The 14,702-nt window shown below is 68.1% G+C and carries 12 protein-coding genes and 1 pseudogene; 8 read left to right on the forward strand and 5 right to left on the reverse strand.

What is annotated here, in order from left to right; all coding sequences use genetic code 11:
• The first annotated feature begins 183 nt into the window (after positions 1-183).
• Both WA670_RS35050 and WA670_RS35055 read left to right on the forward strand, forming a co-directional pair.
• On the forward strand, positions 184-1,275 hold the full coding sequence (locus WA670_RS35050; protein ID WP_037816136.1) for an adenosine deaminase: 1,092 nt from the start codon (positions 184-186) through the stop codon (positions 1,273-1,275).
• A 120-nt stretch (positions 1,276-1,395) separates the two neighbouring features.
• Complete coding sequence (locus WA670_RS35055; protein ID WP_336160517.1) at positions 1,396-2,604, forward strand: MFS transporter; 1,209 nt, start codon at positions 1,396-1,398, stop codon at positions 2,602-2,604.
• Here the strand turns inward: WA670_RS35055 and WA670_RS35060 are convergent.
• The gene (locus WA670_RS35060) at positions 2,601-3,155 is read right to left on the reverse strand and encodes a TetR/AcrR family transcriptional regulator (RefSeq protein ID WP_037816134.1); all 555 of its coding nucleotides are present in this window, start codon (positions 3,153-3,155) and stop codon (positions 2,601-2,603) included. The two genes, WA670_RS35055 and WA670_RS35060, sit on opposite strands and share 4 nt — an antisense overlap.
• Before the next feature lie 103 nt (positions 3,156-3,258).
• On the opposite strand from WA670_RS35060, the gene WA670_RS35065 reads away from it, so the two are divergent.
• On the forward strand, positions 3,259-3,963 hold the full coding sequence (locus WA670_RS35065; RefSeq protein ID WP_037816132.1) for an SDR family NAD(P)-dependent oxidoreductase: 705 nt from the start codon (positions 3,259-3,261) through the stop codon (positions 3,961-3,963).
• Positions 3,964-3,968: 5 nt separating this feature from the next.
• Here WA670_RS35065 and WA670_RS35070 read toward each other — a convergent pair whose 3' ends face one another.
• Positions 3,969-5,222 carry a hypothetical protein gene (locus WA670_RS35070; protein ID WP_037816131.1) on the reverse strand — a complete coding sequence of 418 codons (1,254 nt, stop codon included), beginning with the start codon at positions 5,220-5,222 and terminating at the stop codon, positions 3,969-3,971.
• A gap of 153 nt (positions 5,223-5,375) precedes the next feature.
• On the opposite strand from WA670_RS35070, the gene WA670_RS35075 reads away from it, so the two are divergent.
• Entirely contained in the window at positions 5,376-7,880 is a 2,505-nt protein-coding gene (locus WA670_RS35075; protein WP_336160521.1) for a DEAD/DEAH box helicase, read from the forward strand.
• Between the two features lie 241 nt (positions 7,881-8,121).
• On the opposite strand, the gene WA670_RS35080 is transcribed toward WA670_RS35075, so the two are convergent.
• Both WA670_RS35080 and WA670_RS35085 read right to left on the reverse strand, forming a co-directional pair.
• Positions 8,122-9,282, reverse strand: a complete 1,161-nt coding sequence (locus WA670_RS35080) for an FAD-dependent monooxygenase (protein WP_336160523.1) — start codon at positions 9,280-9,282, stop codon at positions 8,122-8,124.
• Positions 9,283-9,301: 19 nt separating this feature from the next.
• Positions 9,302-9,883: an NADPH-dependent F420 reductase gene (locus tag WA670_RS35085; RefSeq protein WP_336160525.1), complete on the reverse strand. Its 582-nt coding sequence runs from the start codon at positions 9,881-9,883 to the stop codon at positions 9,302-9,304.
• 73 nt (positions 9,884-9,956) lie between these two features.
• On the opposite strand from WA670_RS35085, the pseudogene WA670_RS35090 reads away from it, so the two are divergent.
• Positions 9,957-10,259 (forward strand): annotated as a pseudogene (locus tag WA670_RS35090) (winged helix-turn-helix transcriptional regulator); the annotation flags it as partial.
• Positions 10,260-10,264: 5 nt separating this feature from the next.
• Here the strand turns inward: WA670_RS35090 and WA670_RS35095 are convergent.
• A complete protein-coding gene (locus tag WA670_RS35095; RefSeq protein WP_051172602.1) occupies positions 10,265-11,194 on the reverse strand; it encodes a sugar-binding transcriptional regulator in 930 nt (309 codons plus the stop codon).
• Positions 11,195-11,379: 185 nt separating this feature from the next.
• On the opposite strand from WA670_RS35095, the gene WA670_RS35100 reads away from it, so the two are divergent.
• From WA670_RS35100 to WA670_RS35110, 3 genes are read left to right on the forward strand one after another with little or no spacing between them, the layout of a single operon-like run.
• On the forward strand, positions 11,380-12,387 hold the full coding sequence (locus tag WA670_RS35100) for a zinc-dependent alcohol dehydrogenase family protein (protein ID WP_134732512.1): 1,008 nt from the start codon (positions 11,380-11,382) through the stop codon (positions 12,385-12,387).
• Positions 12,374-13,720 (forward strand): ABC transporter substrate-binding protein, encoded by a 1,347-nt coding sequence (locus tag WA670_RS35105; protein ID WP_037816125.1) that lies wholly within the window; start codon positions 12,374-12,376, stop codon positions 13,718-13,720. The genes WA670_RS35100 and WA670_RS35105 overlap by 14 nt, the downstream gene beginning before the upstream one ends.
• Positions 13,717-14,649, forward strand: a complete 933-nt coding sequence (locus WA670_RS35110; protein WP_037816123.1) for a carbohydrate ABC transporter permease — start codon at positions 13,717-13,719, stop codon at positions 14,647-14,649. Before WA670_RS35105 ends, WA670_RS35110 begins: the two co-directional genes overlap by 4 nt.
• Positions 14,650-14,702 lie beyond the last annotated feature (53 nt).

The following is a 14,702-nucleotide window of genomic DNA, read 5'->3' on the forward strand; positions in this document are numbered from 1 at the left end:
GGAAGGGACTGACCCGAGCTTATCGATGAAGAAAATTGCTGTGCGTATGGCCCCCGGGGAACGCGGATAACGACCGTGCCACCCGGATGGCCGATTCCTTGCGCACAGTGCTGAGCAGAGGGTTGTTCCGGTGCTCTCGGTTACGGCCAGGTAGGGGAATGACAGCGAGGCTACCGTTGGAGCATGTCGGACGTAACCCCGCTGAGCGCGGAGATCCTGCGCCGCGCCCCCAAGGTCCTGCTCCACGATCACCTCGACGGCGGCTTGCGGCCGGGCACGGTCGCCGAACTCGCCGAGGATCTCGGCTACCGGGACCTTCCCGCGACGGATCCGGACGAGCTGGGCCGCTGGTTCCGCGCCGCGGCGGACTCCGGTTCCCTGGTGTCGTACCTCGAAACGTTCGCCCACACGTGTGGTGTCATGCAAACGGAGGAAGCCCTGGTCAGGGTTGCCGCCGAAGCGGTCGAGGACCTGGCCGCGGACGGGGTCGTCTACGCCGAGCTGCGGTACGCGCCGGAGCTGTTCGTGGAACGCGGGCTGTCACTCGATGCAGTGGTTGAGGCCGTCCAGGCGGGCTTCGCCGAAGGGATGCGGAGGGTAGCCGCGGGCGGCGGCCGGATCCGGGTGCGGACGCTGTTGTGCGGCATGCGCCAGCACGCCCGCGCGCTCGAGATCGCCGAACTCGCGGTGCGCTACCGCGACGCCGGGGTGGCCGGATTCGACATCGCCGGACCGGAGGACGGATTCCCGCCTACCCGCAATCTGGACGCATTCGACTATTTGCGCCGGAACAATGCACACTTCACTATTCATGCCGGCGAAGCGTTCGGGCTTCCGTCGATCGGCGAGGCAATCCAGTACTGCGGCGCGGAACGGCTCGGGCACGGCGTGCGGATCGTCGACGACATCACCGCCGACGCCGACGGAAATGTCCACCTTGGACGGTTGGCCTCCTACGTCCGGGACCGGCGGATCCCGCTGGAGATCTGTCCCTCGTCGAATGTCCAGACCGGAACCGTGCCGTCGCTGGCCGAGCATCCCATCGGCCTGCTCGCCCGGCTGCGCTTCCGCGTCACCGTCAACACCGACAACCGGCTGATGAGCGGCTGCACGATGACCAGTGAATTCGCCGCGCTGGCCGAGACGTTCGGCTTCGGCCTCGACGACTTCCGCTGGTTCACGATCAACGCCATGAAATCCGCGTTCCTCGATTTCGACGAGCGGCTCGAGTTGATCGAGAACGTCGTCAAACCCGGGTACGCGGCGCTCGGCTGAATCCCGGCTCCGGAGACGCGCTGGCCGCGGCCGCCCGGAAAGGCGGTTGCGTTCGTTAGCCATGCCAACTATCGTTCACTATGTAAGACATAATTCTCAAAATATGAGACGGTGGACGGAATGACGCAGGTCGAGGCGGGGGAGCAGGTGCGGGAAAAAGGCAGCTCGCGGCGGTGGCTGATTCTCGCGCTCGGCCTCGCCGCGCAGACCGCCAGCTGCTCGTTCCTTTACGGGCTGCCGTTTCTCGTGCCCGCCATGCGCGAGGCCGACCATCTGACGCTGGCGCAGGCGGGCACGGTCGTCGCGGCCCCGAGCATCGGCCTGCTGCTCACGCTCATCGCCTGGGGCGCGGCTGCGGACCGTTACGGCGAGCGGCTCATCATGGCGCTGGGCCTGGGCATTTCGGGGTTACTCCTCGTGTACGCCGCCCTGTGGCACCACCCGGTCGGACTTCTCTTTGGAGTGTTTCTCGTAGCCGGTGCGTGCACGGCTTCGGTGAACGCGGCGAGCGGCCGGGTCGTGATGGGCTGGTTCGCCAAATCCGAGCGCGGCGTCGCGATGGGGATCCGGCAGACGGCGCAGCCGCTGGGGGTCGGAGTGGCCGCGCTAGGGCTGCCGCCGCTGGCCGCGCTGTGGGGGTTCCAGGCGGCGATGCTCCTGCCGGCCGTGCTGGCGGTCGGCGTGGCGCTGTTGGTTGCGCTGTTCGTCGTGGACCCGCCGCGGCCGCCGCGTGCGGCGAAGGGGGAGCGGCCGCCGTCGCCGTACCGCAAGCCGTGGCTGTGGCGAGTGCACGCCGCGAGCGCGCTCTTGGTGGTGCCGCAGTTCGCGGTGTCCGCGTTCGCGCCGGTGTATCTGGTGTCGCAGCATCAATGGACCGCCGCGCAGGCCGGGGTTTTCGTCGCGGTCGCTCAGGTGCTCGGCGCGCTCGGGCGGCTGGCGTCGGGGTATTGGTCGGACCGGGTCGGCAGCCGGCTGCGGCCGATGCGCCAGCTCGCTGTCGCCAGCGTGGTCGTGATGCTGCTGGTCGCGGTCGGGGACGCGACTTGGCTGTGGCTGGTGCTGGCCGCGCTGGTGCTGGCGGCGGTGATCACAGTGGCGGACAACGGTCTCGGCTTCACCGCGTCGGCCGAGCTGGCCGGGGTCGCGTGGTCCGGCCGCGCGATGGGGACGCAGAACACCGCGCAGAACATCGCCGCGTCGGCGACCCCGCCGTTGCTGGGTCTGGTGATCGGGGACAGCCGGTATGCGCTGGCGTACTGCGTGGCGGCGATTTTCCCGCTGCTGGCAATAGGTCTGGTTCCGGTGCGGGCAGAGTCCGAAAAGGACTAAGCGCGCAGGCCGTCGAGAAAGAACGCTAAGTGCCGTCGCCAGGTTTCGGGTGATTCGCGGATCAACGGCGACATCGCGGACATCAGCGGCGCGAGATCCGCGGGTGCGAAATCGGCGCGCAGCTGACCGGATTCCTTTGCCCGGTCGATAATCCGCGCGGCGTGCTCGAAACCGGCGGCGCATGCCTCCAGTACGGCCGGGCTGAGCGGCAGTCGCCGGGCGAGGGCGTCGCTGAGGCCGTGATCCTTGGCCTGCAAGGCAAACAGGCCGTCGAGGAATCCGGTGAAGCCCTGCCACGGGTCCGGCTCCGCCAACGCCTGCGTTGCCAGCTCGTCCAGCGCCGCGATTTGCGCGGGCAGGATCGCGTCGACAAACGCGTCTCGGGTCGGGAAGTGCGCGTACAGGGTGCCGATGCTGACCCCGGCGCTGCGGGCGATCTGCTCCAGCGGCGCGTCGAGGCCGTGCTCGCCGAACGCGCGCGTCGCGGCGGCCAGCAGTTTGTCGCGGTTGCGGGCGGCGTCCGCGCGCAACGGCTTCGATCCGGTGGCCATGGGTCCCATCGTACAAAGTCGAGGCCGCCCTCGGGTTTTGTGGTAACTTGGCGAACGAAGTCGAGGGCACCCTCGATTTATCCCTGGGGAAGGAAGCCAAGCCATGACCGCTCGCCCGACCGCTGTCGTTCTCGGAGCAGGACCCGGCCTCGGAATGTCGATGGCCCGCCGGTTCTCCGAGGAGGGATACAACGTCGCGCTCGTTTCGCGTACCGCTGAGCGGCACCCGGCTTACCTGGCCGAGCTCGACAACGCGGATGCGTTCGTCGGCGACGTCCGGAACGGCATCAGCGCGACACTCGACGAAATCACCGAACGGTTCGGCGGCATCGATGTCGCCTACTACGGCCCGGCCGCGATCGAACCGGACAGCTTCCCCACGGACATCACCGACGCGACCGTCGACGCCGTCGAGAAGGCGATGAGCTGGGTGTACCCGGCGGTCGAGGTGGTCGGCAAACTGCTGCCGGGCATGCTGGAGCGCGGCAGCGGCGGATTCCTGTTCGCCGGCGGGCTCAGCGCGGTGCGGCCGATGCCCGCGCTCGGCGCGCTCGCGGTGTCGTCAGCGGCGCTGCGGAACTACGCGCGGACGCTGCACGAGGGGCTGGCCGGGACCGGTGTGTACGCGGGCAGCCTGATCATCGGCGGCCTGGTCGAACGCGGCGACATTCACCGGATGGTCGTCGCACAGCGGGAAAAATACGGCGACGCCGGCGGCCACACCCTGGATCCGGATGCGATCGCCGGCGTCGCCTGGAAGATGTTCTCCGCCGGTGACTCGGCCGAGAGCGTGTTCGACGCCCTCTAGCAGGTTCAGACCACCGTGAGGCGGTTCTCGAAGTCCTCGACCAGCTTGCGCCAGGCGCTCTGCTCGGTGTCGAACGGAGCGCTCGGCTCGAGCCGGCTCGGGTCCGGCCGCAGCACGAACGACACCAGCCAGCCGAGGCTTTCGTTGGCCGCCAGCGCGGTTTCGACGGTGTCGTCGCCCGCCCATTCGGCCGCGTCGGTGATCAGCTCGACGGCCAGTTCCAGCTGGGTCGGGTCGATCGACTCCGGGCCCTCGGCGATGTCCTCGTCGAGACCGGGGAACACGTAGGTGTTGTCGGTGTCGACCTCGATCTCGAGTTCGTCGGCCGCCGCCTTCTCGCGCACCTCGTCCCAAGTGGACACGCTCGCGAGGTCGGTGTCGGCGAGCTCGTCGCCCGCCTTGATCGCCTTGAGCAGCGCCTTCGGCGAGCTGAACACGTCGATCTCGCCCTCGTTGCCGAGGAACACCGGCTTGTCGTCGAGGTAGCAGCGCAGCGTGTAGTACTCCGCGCCGGAGGTGACGATCTTGATCGGGTCGATGCCGACCTCGCCCCAGAAGCCGACCGGTTCGTCCTCGGCGTCCTCGTCCTCGGCGTCGACCGCTTCGAGGTCCTCCGGACCGCCGTCCTCTTCACCGGCCTCCGCCTCGGCGGACTCCTCGTGGAAGGCGGCCAGCTCTTCGGCGGTCTGCTCCAGCACCGCGGCGTCGACGTCCGGCACGGTCACCAGGTTGTCGATCGCGTCGAGCACGGTGTCCCACTTCTCGGAGACCGCCTTCGACAGGTCGTTCCACAGCGCTTCGCCCTCGCGCCCGGTGAACGGCAGCCGTCCCTGCTCCAGCAGCGAGAAGCCCTCGTAGGCGTCGAGCACCTCGTGCACCTCGTCCAGCTCGCACACGTCGGCGAGCGAACGGACGATGCCGACGATCTCGGCCAGCTCGCCGATCGTCCACGAGTCCGGCTCCTCGGCGACCAGCTCGGGCACGCCGACGAGGTCGTAGGAGTGGTCGTCGTCGGGGATCAGCTCGGGCACGTTCAGCGCGGGCACCGCGTCCCACGCCGGGTGGTCGAGCAGGTCGTGCTGCTCGGCCGTGCGCACGAAAGCGGCCAGGTGCGCGGCGTCCGGGAAGGCGTACAGGTCGTCCTCGTCGCCGAGGAACGCTTCCCACTCCTCGCCGTCCTCCCGCCACCGCGGGGCCCAGAGGGTGACCACGTCGCCCTGCGGCAGCCCGAGCTCGATCGGGATGATGTCCTGTGCCATTGCCGAATCCTCCGCGAGTACCGCCCGTGTGCGCGCCCGCCTGTCCGTTCCCCTCCGGCAGCGCGCGGTACCGGAAGCCTACGGGTTAGGGCAAGCACCCGCGATCTCCCCTGCACCTGCGGGCGGGGCCGGGATGGCACGATGGGTGCCACGATGACTCTCACCGACCTCCTGCCAGCGGATCCCGACGCAGATGCCCTGTTCGAAGCCTTCACGACGTGGACGGCGGAGCGGGGCATCGAGCTGTACCCGGCGCAGGAGGAGGCGGTGATCGAGGTCGTCTCCGGGGCCAACGTGATCCTGTCGACCCCGACCGGCTCCGGCAAAAGCCTCGTCGCGGTCGGCGCGCACTTCACCGCGCTCGCCCATGGCAAACGCAGTTTTTACACCGCGCCGATCAAGGCGCTCGTCTCGGAGAAGTTCTTCCAGCTCATCGAGATCTTCGGGGCCGACCAGGTCGGCATGATGACCGGCGATTCGAGCGTCAACGCCGACGCGCCGATCATCTGCTGCACCGCGGAAATCTTGGCGAACATCGCGTTGCGCGACGGCGCCGGCGCCCCGGTCGGCCAGGTCGTCGCGGACGAGTTCCACTTCTATTCGGAACCGGACCGCGGCTGGGCGTGGCAGGTCCCGCTGATCGAGCTGCCGAACGCGCAGTTCGTGCTCATGTCGGCCACGCTCGGCGACGTTTCGTTCTTCGAAAAGGACCTGACCCGGCGGACCGGACGGCCTACCGCGGTGGTCACTTCGGCGCAGCGGCCGGTGCCGCTCACCTTCCGGTACGCGCTCACGCCGCTGCACGAGACGATGTCCGAACTGCTCAACGGCGGCCAGGCGCCGGTGTATGTCGTGCATTTCTCGCAGGCCGCGGCCATCGAGCGGGCGCAGACGCTGATGAGCATCAACGTCACCACCAAGGCGGAGAAGGAGGCGATCGCCGACCTGCTCGGCGACTTCCGGTTCTCCGCCGGGTTCGGCAAGACGCTCTCGCGGCTCGTGCGGCACGGCATCGGCGTGCACCACGCGGGCATGCTGCCGAAGTACCGGCGGCTGGTCGAAACGCTGGCGCAGTCCGGACTGCTGAAGGTGATCTGCGGGACGGACACTCTCGGCGTCGGCATCAACGTGCCGATCCGCACGGTGGTGTTCTCGGCGCTGACGAAGTACGACGGCGTGCGGCAGCGGCATTTGAAGGCGCGCGAGTTCCACCAGATCGCCGGACGCGCGGGCCGGGCCGGCTACGACACCGACGGTTACGTGGTCGTGCAGGCCCCGGATCACGTGGTGGAGAACGCGAAGGCGCTGGAGAAGGCGGGCGACGACCCGAAGAAGAAAAAGAAGATCGTCCGGAAGAAAGCGCCGGAGGGTTTCGTCAACTGGACCGAGAGCACGTTCGACCGGCTGATCGCGGCCGATCCGGAACCGCTCACGTCCAGTTTCCAGGTCAGCCACTCGATGCTGCTGAACGTGATTTCCCGGCCGGGCAACGCGTTCGACGCGATGCGGCATCTGCTGGAGGACAACCATTCGGACCGTCCGACGCAGCGGAAGCTGATCCTGCGGGCGATCGAGATCTACCGTTCGCTGCTCGCCGCCGGGGTCGTGGAAAAGCTGCCCGAACCGGACGCCGAGGGGCGCGTCGTCCGCCTGACGGTGGACCTGCAGTTCGATTTCGCGTTGAACCAGCCGCTTTCGCCGTTCGCGTTGGCTGCCATCGAATTGCTGGACATCGAGTCGCCGTCGTACGCGCTGGACGTGGTGTCCATTGTGGAATCCACAGTGGACAACCCGCGTCCGGTGCTGTCGCAGCAGCAGTTCAAGGCGCGCGGGGAAGCCGTGCAGGCGATGAAGGCCGACGGGATCGAGTACGACGAGCGGATGGAACTGCTCGAGTCCGTCACGTATCCGAAACCGCTGGAGGAACTGCTCAACGCGGCTTACCAGTCGTATCGCGCCGGGCATCCGTGGGTGGCGGATTACGAGCTGTCGCCGAAGTCGGTGGTGCGCGATATGTACGAGCGCGCGATGAACTTCGTGGAATACGTGGGCTTTTATCAGCTCGCGCGGTCTGAGGGTTTGGTGCTGCGCTACCTCGCCGACACCTACGACGCGTTGCGGCACACCGTGCCGGACGAGGCGAAGACCGAATCGCTGCAGGACCTCATCGAATGGCTCGGCGAACTGGTGCGCCAGGTCGACTCGAGCCTGCTGGACGAATGGGAAGCCCTGCGGCATCCGGACGAGGAAGGCCCGGTGTCGCACCGGCCGCCGCCCGAGCCGCCCGCGGTCACGCGCAACGAGCGGGCGTTCCGCGTGCTGGTGCGCAACGAGTTGTTCCGCCGGGTGGAGCTGGCTTCGCGCCGGGCGTACGACGAACTGGGCTCGCTGGACGCGGCTTCCGGCTGGGACGCGGACGCGTGGGAAGACGCGATCGAGGACTACTTCGACGAGCACGATTCACTCGGAATCGGCCCGGACGCGCGTGGTCCGGCGTTGCTGCTGATCGAGCAGGAGCCGGACGTGTGGCGGGTTCGGCAGATCTTCGACGATCCGGCCGGCGACCATGACTGGGGGATCAGCGCGGAGGTCGATCTGCGTGCCTCGGACGAGGTGGGCAGCGCGGTGGTCCGGATCGTGGACGTCAATCAGCTCTGATCTGCACCTGCCCGGGCTGCGCGGGTTGGCGGTACGTGAGGGGAACCCTGAAGGAATCAGATTCCCTCAGGGTGGCCCTCACGGACCTCAAGACACGGTCAGACAGGGGGGAATCGGGCATTGAGGTGGCGGTGGCGTCTCTTGTGGACGGTCGGCGAGACTGGCTTAAGTTCCTGGCATTGACTCTGATTCCCTCAGGGTTCCCTCGCGTACTTGCCGACCATGCCGACGCGGGAGGAGATCATGCGGAGCCGCGCTGGTCCAGGATCGGCGGCTGCCAACGGGTGTAGCGCAGCATCGACCGCGCCATCACCGTCGTCGGCATGGCTCGGAACGCCAGATTCCGCACCGCGATCGCGGCTGGGTTCGTCAGCTGCTGACCCATCCGGCCGGTTTGCCGGGCGGCTCGGGCGATGGCCTGGCTGCGCGGGCGGCGTTCGGCGTCGTACCGAGTGAGCGCGGCGTTGGGATCGGCCGACGACAGCGCATGGGCCAGTGTCACCGCGTCTTCCAGGGCCTGGCAGGCACCCTGACCGAGGTTCGGTTGCATCGCGTGTGCGGCATCGCCGAGCAAGGCGACTCGACCGGACACATAGGACGGCAGCGGCGTCACCAGTTCGTAAACGTCGTGGTGCAGCACGGCTTCCGGGTCGGTCGCGTCGAGCAGCGCGGTGATCGGTTCGTGCCAGGAACCGAAGCGGCGGCGCATTTCGGCGATCGGGTCGGGATAGCGGGTGCCTGCCGGGATGCTCAGCACGGCGTGCCATTCGGCTCGGCCGTCCGCCAAGCCGATGTATCCGAACTCGACTCCTCGGCCCCAGGTGAGGTTGAAGTCCGAAGAGGACAGTGCGAACGGCTCGGTCGTGATGGCGCGGATGACGGCCGATCCACTGTAGACGGGGCCAGGATGAGCGGGAAAGAAACGCTTGCGCAGTCGGCTGTTGACGCCGTCGGCGGCGACAATCACGTCGGCTTCGTGGCGGCCGGACGACGTGACCACGGCGTTGTCCTCGACGGCGGTGACCTCGTCCCGCACCACCGGCGAGGGCAGCAGAGACCGCAGCAGCCGATGCAATTCGTACCGTGCGATGCCGACGATCGGCGTCCCGGCGACGCGTTCGAGTTCGGCTCCGTCCATGCGCGCCAGCCAAGTCCCGCGCGGGCTGCGGGTGCTGACGGTGCGCTGGAAGCAGCCGGCGGCGCGGAGTGCGTCGCCGGCTCCCAATGCGTCCAGGGCTCGAACGCCGTTGGCGGCAAGGGAAATTCCGGAACCGGCGTCGTCCAGTTCGCCGGGCAGCCGTTCGAAGACCGTGACCTGCCAGCCGATGCGCGACAATCCGATCGCCGCGGCCAGCCCGCCGATTCCCCCGCCTACGACTGCCGCTGATCCACCTGTGGGCACCCCGCCAGGATAGGCCCGATCAGCTGGCCATGAGCATGGAACGCGCGTCCAGGCCGTCGAACCACAGGCCGATCGCCAGTCCGGCGGCGGCTTCCAGCAGGGCGGCTCGGTCGAGGCCGCCCGCGGGCAGCGGAGTGCAGCCCAGGTCCTGGACCAGCTCCGTTGCGACGGCGACGGCCTCCGGGGCACCGCACAGCGGGACGCCGAGCGGGCGGCCTTCGAACAGCGGCGGGGTCATTCGCCAGACGTCCACGTGGGCGAGGTTGAACGCCTTCACCACCGAAGCGCCGGGGGCATATTCGGCGATCCGCGCGGCTACGGGTTCACCGGTCGCACCGGGGACGTTGGTGCAGTCGATGAGGACTTTGCCGTTGAGGTCGAGCGGGGTGAGCAGGGCTTCGAGGGCGGTGGTGGGGACGGCCAGCAGGATGGCGTCCGCTCGGGCGGCGGCCTCGGCCCAGTCCAAAGTCTCGGCGCCGAGTTCAGCGGCCAAGGCGGCGGCGTGCGCGGGGGAGCGGCCGGACACGGTCAGGTCGTGCCGGGTCCACTGGCCGCCGAGGGCGGACGCCATTCCGCCGGTGCCGAAGAGGGCGATGCGCATGGGAAGGTCTCCTGTCGTCGCGTGGTTGTACGCAAGCGACGTTAGGAACCCCGGCAGGAACCGAAAGGTAACCATGGACTTCATCGCCGACTGCCGCACCCGGCTCGCGTTCGACCTGGTGGCGAACACCTGGCATCCGGTCGTGCTGTGGGCGTTGAAAAACGGCCCGCTGCGGCACGGCGAACTGCGCACGCGCATCGGCGGGATCAGCGCGAAGGTGCTGACCGAGGCGGTGCGCAAGCTGGAACGCGACGGGCTCGTGGAGCGCGCGGACGGGGCGTATCAGCTCACCGGGCTAGGGGCGAGTTTCCTCGGGCCGATCGAGGGGTTTGGGCGCTGGGCGGCGGAGTACGGCGACCAGGTGCTTGAAGCGCAGCTCGCTCACGAGGGCAATGGCCTGGCCCGCGCCAGTTCCAGCAACGGGACGGCCGCCGCGGCGTCGGTGACCAGCGTCGACACCAGTCCGGACCGCAGTACCGCGTCCACCGCTTCGGCTTTCGGGCGGCTGTAACCGATCGCGATCACCTCGGGGACCGCCATCAGCTCCTCGTGGCTGATCGCCAGCACGTGGTGCGCCAGCCCGGTGCCGAGCGAGTTGCCGTCCGCGTCGAACAGCCGCGCGGCGACCTCGGCGGTCGCGCCCCGGGCCGCGATGGCGGCGCGTTCGGCCTCGTCCAGCGCGTCGTACACGGTGGACTCCCCGGCCTCCCAGGACCCGATACTCACGACCGCTTTGGTGAGTTTCCCGAACTGGGCGAACGTTTCCGCGATGCCCGGCTGGTGCCGCAGGATCTCGGTGGTCCGCCGGTCGGGCAGGACGAGCGGGCCGAAGATCGGGTACGAATCGCCGCCGGACACCGACGTCACGCGGCTGACCGTCTCCACCGAACGGCCGCGCATGTCCATCCCGGCCTGCACCCCGCACAACTGCACGATCGGGCAGCGCGGCAGGGTCCGGATCGCCTCGGTCATCGCGTTGACCGACCGCGCCCAGGACAGCCCGATGACGTCGTCCGGGGTCGCGATCTCCTCCAGCAGCCGGGCGGCCAGCGCGCCGACCTGCTTGCGGACGACCTCCCTCGGTTCCTTTTCGGATGCTCGTTCGAGCACGAGCACGCGGTTCAGCCGGTACGCCCGGCGGATGTCGTCGGACAGTTCGACGTCGACCGGCGCGGGCAGGTCGAACTCGATCCGCACCAGTCCGGACTCGAGTGCCGTGTCCAGCATCCGCGCGACCTTGAACCGGCTCATGCCGAACTCGTCGGCGATCTCCAGTTTCGAGGCGCCCTGCACGTAGAACCGCCTGGCCATGGTCGCCAGCAGCAGCGTCTCGGTTAGCGGTAGTGGCCCCTTTTTCCTGCTCACATGAGCAGGATAGCGCAAAAATGAGCTTTGCTGGTTGACGGATCCGCAGGCAGGGGCCTGTAATGCCTACGCATGTTACCTACGGCATAAGTCAAAATCGCTCAAATGAGCATCTTGGAAGGTGATGACGCATGCGCGCCGCGATCGTGGACCGGCCCGGGGAGATCCGGGTCGGCGAGGTTCCCGATCCGAAGCCCGGGGAGCGCCAGGTCGTCGTGAAGGTGGGTGCCTGCGGGATCTGCGGCACGGACCTGCACATCGCCGACGGGCATTTCCCGCCGACCCCGTATCCCATCGTCCCCGGGCACGAGTTCTCCGGGGAGATCGTCGAACTCGGCGCGGACGTGCCCGCCGAGTGGAAGGTCGGCGACCGGGTCGCGGTCGACCCGTCGATCTACTGCGGATACTGCACCCCGTGCCGGTCCGGGCACGGCAACCTCTGCGCGAACTGGAACGCGACCGGCGACACCGTCAACGGTGCGTTCGCCGAGTACGTCGCGGTGCCTGCCGACACCTGTTACCGGATGCCCGACTCGATGACCTGGGAACAGGGCGCGCTGGTCGAACCCGTTTCCTGCGCGGTGCACGGCGTGCGCCGGATCGGGGTGGAGGCGGGCGAACGCTTCCTCGTGGTCGGCGCGGGCACGATGGGGCTGATCATGCAGCAGCTCCTGATCCGCGCGGGTGCGCACGTGACGATGGTCGACCGCAACGCGGCCCGGTTGCCTCGCGCGACCGACCTCGGCGCGACCGCGGTGGCCTCCGACGTGTCCGAATTGGACGATGAGCGCTTCGACGCCGCAGTGGACTGCACGGGCGCGGCACCCGCCATCGAGGCAGCGTTCAACGCGCTGCACCGCGGTGGCCGGTTGCTCGTGTTCGGCGTCGCCCCGGCCGAAGCCCGCGTCGCGCTTTCGCCGTTCCGCATCTACAACGACGAAATCACCATCGTCGGTTCGATGGCCGTGCTGAACAGCTACGGCAACGCGCTCGACCTCGTCGCGAACGGTTACATCGACACCGAAGCGCTGATCACCGACACCCTTCCGCTCGAGCAGTACCCCGAGGCGCTGGCGAAGATGCGCAGCGGGTCCGGCCTCAAGATCCAGGTGCTGCCCGGAGGTGGTGGCGGTGCGTAAACTCCTGTGCCTCCTTGCCGCGACAGCGTTGTTAGTGACGGGATGCGCCGGAGCCGGGGCGCTCGGCACCGGCGGGCGGACACTGGTCGTCGCGATCGTGTCCAATCCGCAGATGAAGGACGCCATCTCGCTCAAGGGCGAGTTCGAGCAGGCCAACCCCGGGATCAAGCTCAAGTTCGTTTCCCTTCCGGAAAACGAGGCCAGGGCGAAGATCACCGCGTCCACCGCCACCCAGGGCGGCGAGTTCGACGTGGTGATGATCAGCAATTACGAGGCTCCGCAGTGGGCGGCCAACGGCTGGCTGGAGAACCTCGAACCGCACATGAAGGCGACGCCGGGATACGACGAGGCCGACTTCATCCCGAGCATCCGGCAGTCGCTGTCGTACCAGAACCAGATGTACGCGGTGCCGTTCTACGGCGAATCGTCCTTTGTGGTCTATCGCAAGGACCTGTTCCAGAAGGCCGGGCTGAACATGCCCGCGCATCCGACGTGGCAGCAGATCGCCGATTTCGCCGCGAAACTCGATGACAAGCAGGCCGGCGTCGCCGGGATCTGCCTGCGCGGCAAGCCGGGCTGGGGCGAAAGCCTCGCGCCGTTCACCACGGTCGCGAACACCTTCGGCGCGCAGTGGTTCGACAAGAACTGGAACGCGAAGCTGACCAGCCCGGAGTTCACCAAGGCGGCGAACTTCTACGTGAACCTGCTGCGCGACCACGGAGAGGTCGGCGCATCCAGCGCCGGGTTCACCGAATGCGGCACGAAGTACGCCCAGGGCAACGCCGCGATGTGGTACGACGCCACCTCGATGACCGGCACCACGGAAGACCCGAAGACCAGCCACGTCGGCGGCAAGAACGGCTACGTCGCCGCGCCGGTGGACAAGACGCAGGCGAGCGGCTGGCTCTACACCTGGGCGCTGGGCATTCCGAAGGTCGGCAAGAACAAGGACGACGCCTGGAAGTTCATGGCGTGGATGACGAACAAGGAGTACGCGAAGAAGGTCGGCGAGACCTACGGCTGGAACCGGGTGCCGCCGGGCACGCGCAAGTCGACCTATGAGATCCCGCAGTACAAGGAAGCCGCGAAGGCCTACGCCCAGCCGACGCTGGACGGCATCGCGGCGGCCAACCAGCAGCAGACGATGGTGAACCCGGTGCCGTACCCGGGCATCCAGTTCGTCGGGATCCCGGAGTTCCAGGACCTCGGCACCCGGGTGAGCCAGCAGTTGTCCGCCGCGATCGCCGGTCAGACCTCCGTCGCCGACGCGCTCGCGCAATCGCAGAAATACGCGGAAACCGTCGGAAAGTCGTATCAGGAGGTGCAGAAATGAGCACCCTCTCCGTCCCCGCCGGAACCGCGCCGGCGACCGCGAAGCCCGCTGCCAAGAAGGTGACCGGTTCGGCCGGGAAACGGCGGCTGCCGCTGCTGCCCGCGCTGATCTTCGTGATCGCGGTGACGCAGATCCCGTTCCTGCTCACCCTGTTCTACTCGTTCCAGTCGTGGAACCTGGTGCGTCCGGGCTCTCGGCATTTCGTCGGTTTCCGCAACTACATCGACGTCTTCACCGACACGACGTTCCTCGGCGCGCTGCTGAACACCGTGGTGCTCACCGTGGTCTGCGTGTTCCTGTCGCTGCTGCTCGGACTCGGGCTCGCGGTGCTGCTCGACCGGAAGTTCGCCGGCCGCGGCTTCGTCCGCACGCTGCTGATCACGCCGTTCCTCATCCTCCCGGCGGCAGGCGCGCTGCTGTGGAAGACGACGGTGTTCGACCCGACGTACGGGCTGCTGCACTTCGTGTTCGGCACGGACACCGACTGGCTTTCGCAGTTCCCGCTGGCCGCGGTGATGGCGCAGATCATCTGGCAGTGGACGCCGTTCATGACGCTGCTGATCCTCGCCGGGCTGCAAAGCCAGTCTAAGGAGGTGCTGGAGGCGGCGTCGGTGGACGGCGCGAGCCGCTGGCGCACCTTCGTGTCGATCACGCTGCCGCACCTTTCTCGGTTCCTGCAGCTGGCCACGCTGCTCGGCGCGATCTACATCGTGAACAGCTTCGACGCGATTTTCCTGATGACGCAAGGCGGTCCGGGCACGGCCAGCACGAACCTGCCGTTCTACATCTACCAGCGCGCGTTCGAGGGCTTCGACATCGGACAGTCGTCCGCGATGGGCGTGGTGGTGGTCATCCTGACGATGATCGTCGCGACGTTCGCGCTGCGGCTGATGTTCCGCGCGTTCTCCGTGGACGGAGGAGTCAAGTGAGCACCGCAACCGCCACCGCCTCGCCCGCCGCCACCGACACCGCGCCGCCTCCG

It is taken from the genome of Amycolatopsis sp. VC5-11, from assembly GCF_037034185.1.
Classification (GTDB): domain Bacteria; phylum Actinomycetota; class Actinomycetes; order Mycobacteriales; family Pseudonocardiaceae; genus Amycolatopsis; species Amycolatopsis nivea.

What these genes read in the sequence shown, in the direction of transcription:
- WA670_RS35060 (WP_037816134.1), bottom strand. Translation starts at nt 3,155, where the DNA reads ATGGCCACCGGATCGAAGCCGTTGCGCGCGGACGCCGCCCGCAACCGC.
- WA670_RS35110 (WP_037816123.1), top strand. Translation starts at nt 13,717, where the DNA reads ATGAGCACCCTCTCCGTCCCCGCCGGAACCGCGCCGGCGACCGCGAAG.
- WA670_RS35095 (WP_051172602.1), bottom strand. Translation starts at nt 11,194, where the DNA reads ATGGCCAGGCGGTTCTACGTGCAGGGCGCCTCGAAACTGGAGATCGCC.
- WA670_RS35055 (WP_336160517.1), top strand. Translation starts at nt 1,396, where the DNA reads ATGACGCAGGTCGAGGCGGGGGAGCAGGTGCGGGAAAAAGGCAGCTCG.
- WA670_RS35100 (WP_134732512.1), top strand. Translation starts at nt 11,380, where the DNA reads ATGCGCGCCGCGATCGTGGACCGGCCCGGGGAGATCCGGGTCGGCGAG.
- WA670_RS35070 (WP_037816131.1), bottom strand. Translation starts at nt 5,222, where the DNA reads ATGGCACAGGACATCATCCCGATCGAGCTCGGGCTGCCGCAGGGCGAC.
- WA670_RS35050 (WP_037816136.1), top strand. Translation starts at nt 184, where the DNA reads ATGTCGGACGTAACCCCGCTGAGCGCGGAGATCCTGCGCCGCGCCCCC.
- WA670_RS35085 (WP_336160525.1), bottom strand. Translation starts at nt 9,883, where the DNA reads ATGCGCATCGCCCTCTTCGGCACCGGCGGAATGGCGTCCGCCCTCGGC.
- WA670_RS35065 (WP_037816132.1), top strand. Translation starts at nt 3,259, where the DNA reads ATGACCGCTCGCCCGACCGCTGTCGTTCTCGGAGCAGGACCCGGCCTC.
- WA670_RS35075 (WP_336160521.1), top strand. Translation starts at nt 5,376, where the DNA reads ATGACTCTCACCGACCTCCTGCCAGCGGATCCCGACGCAGATGCCCTG.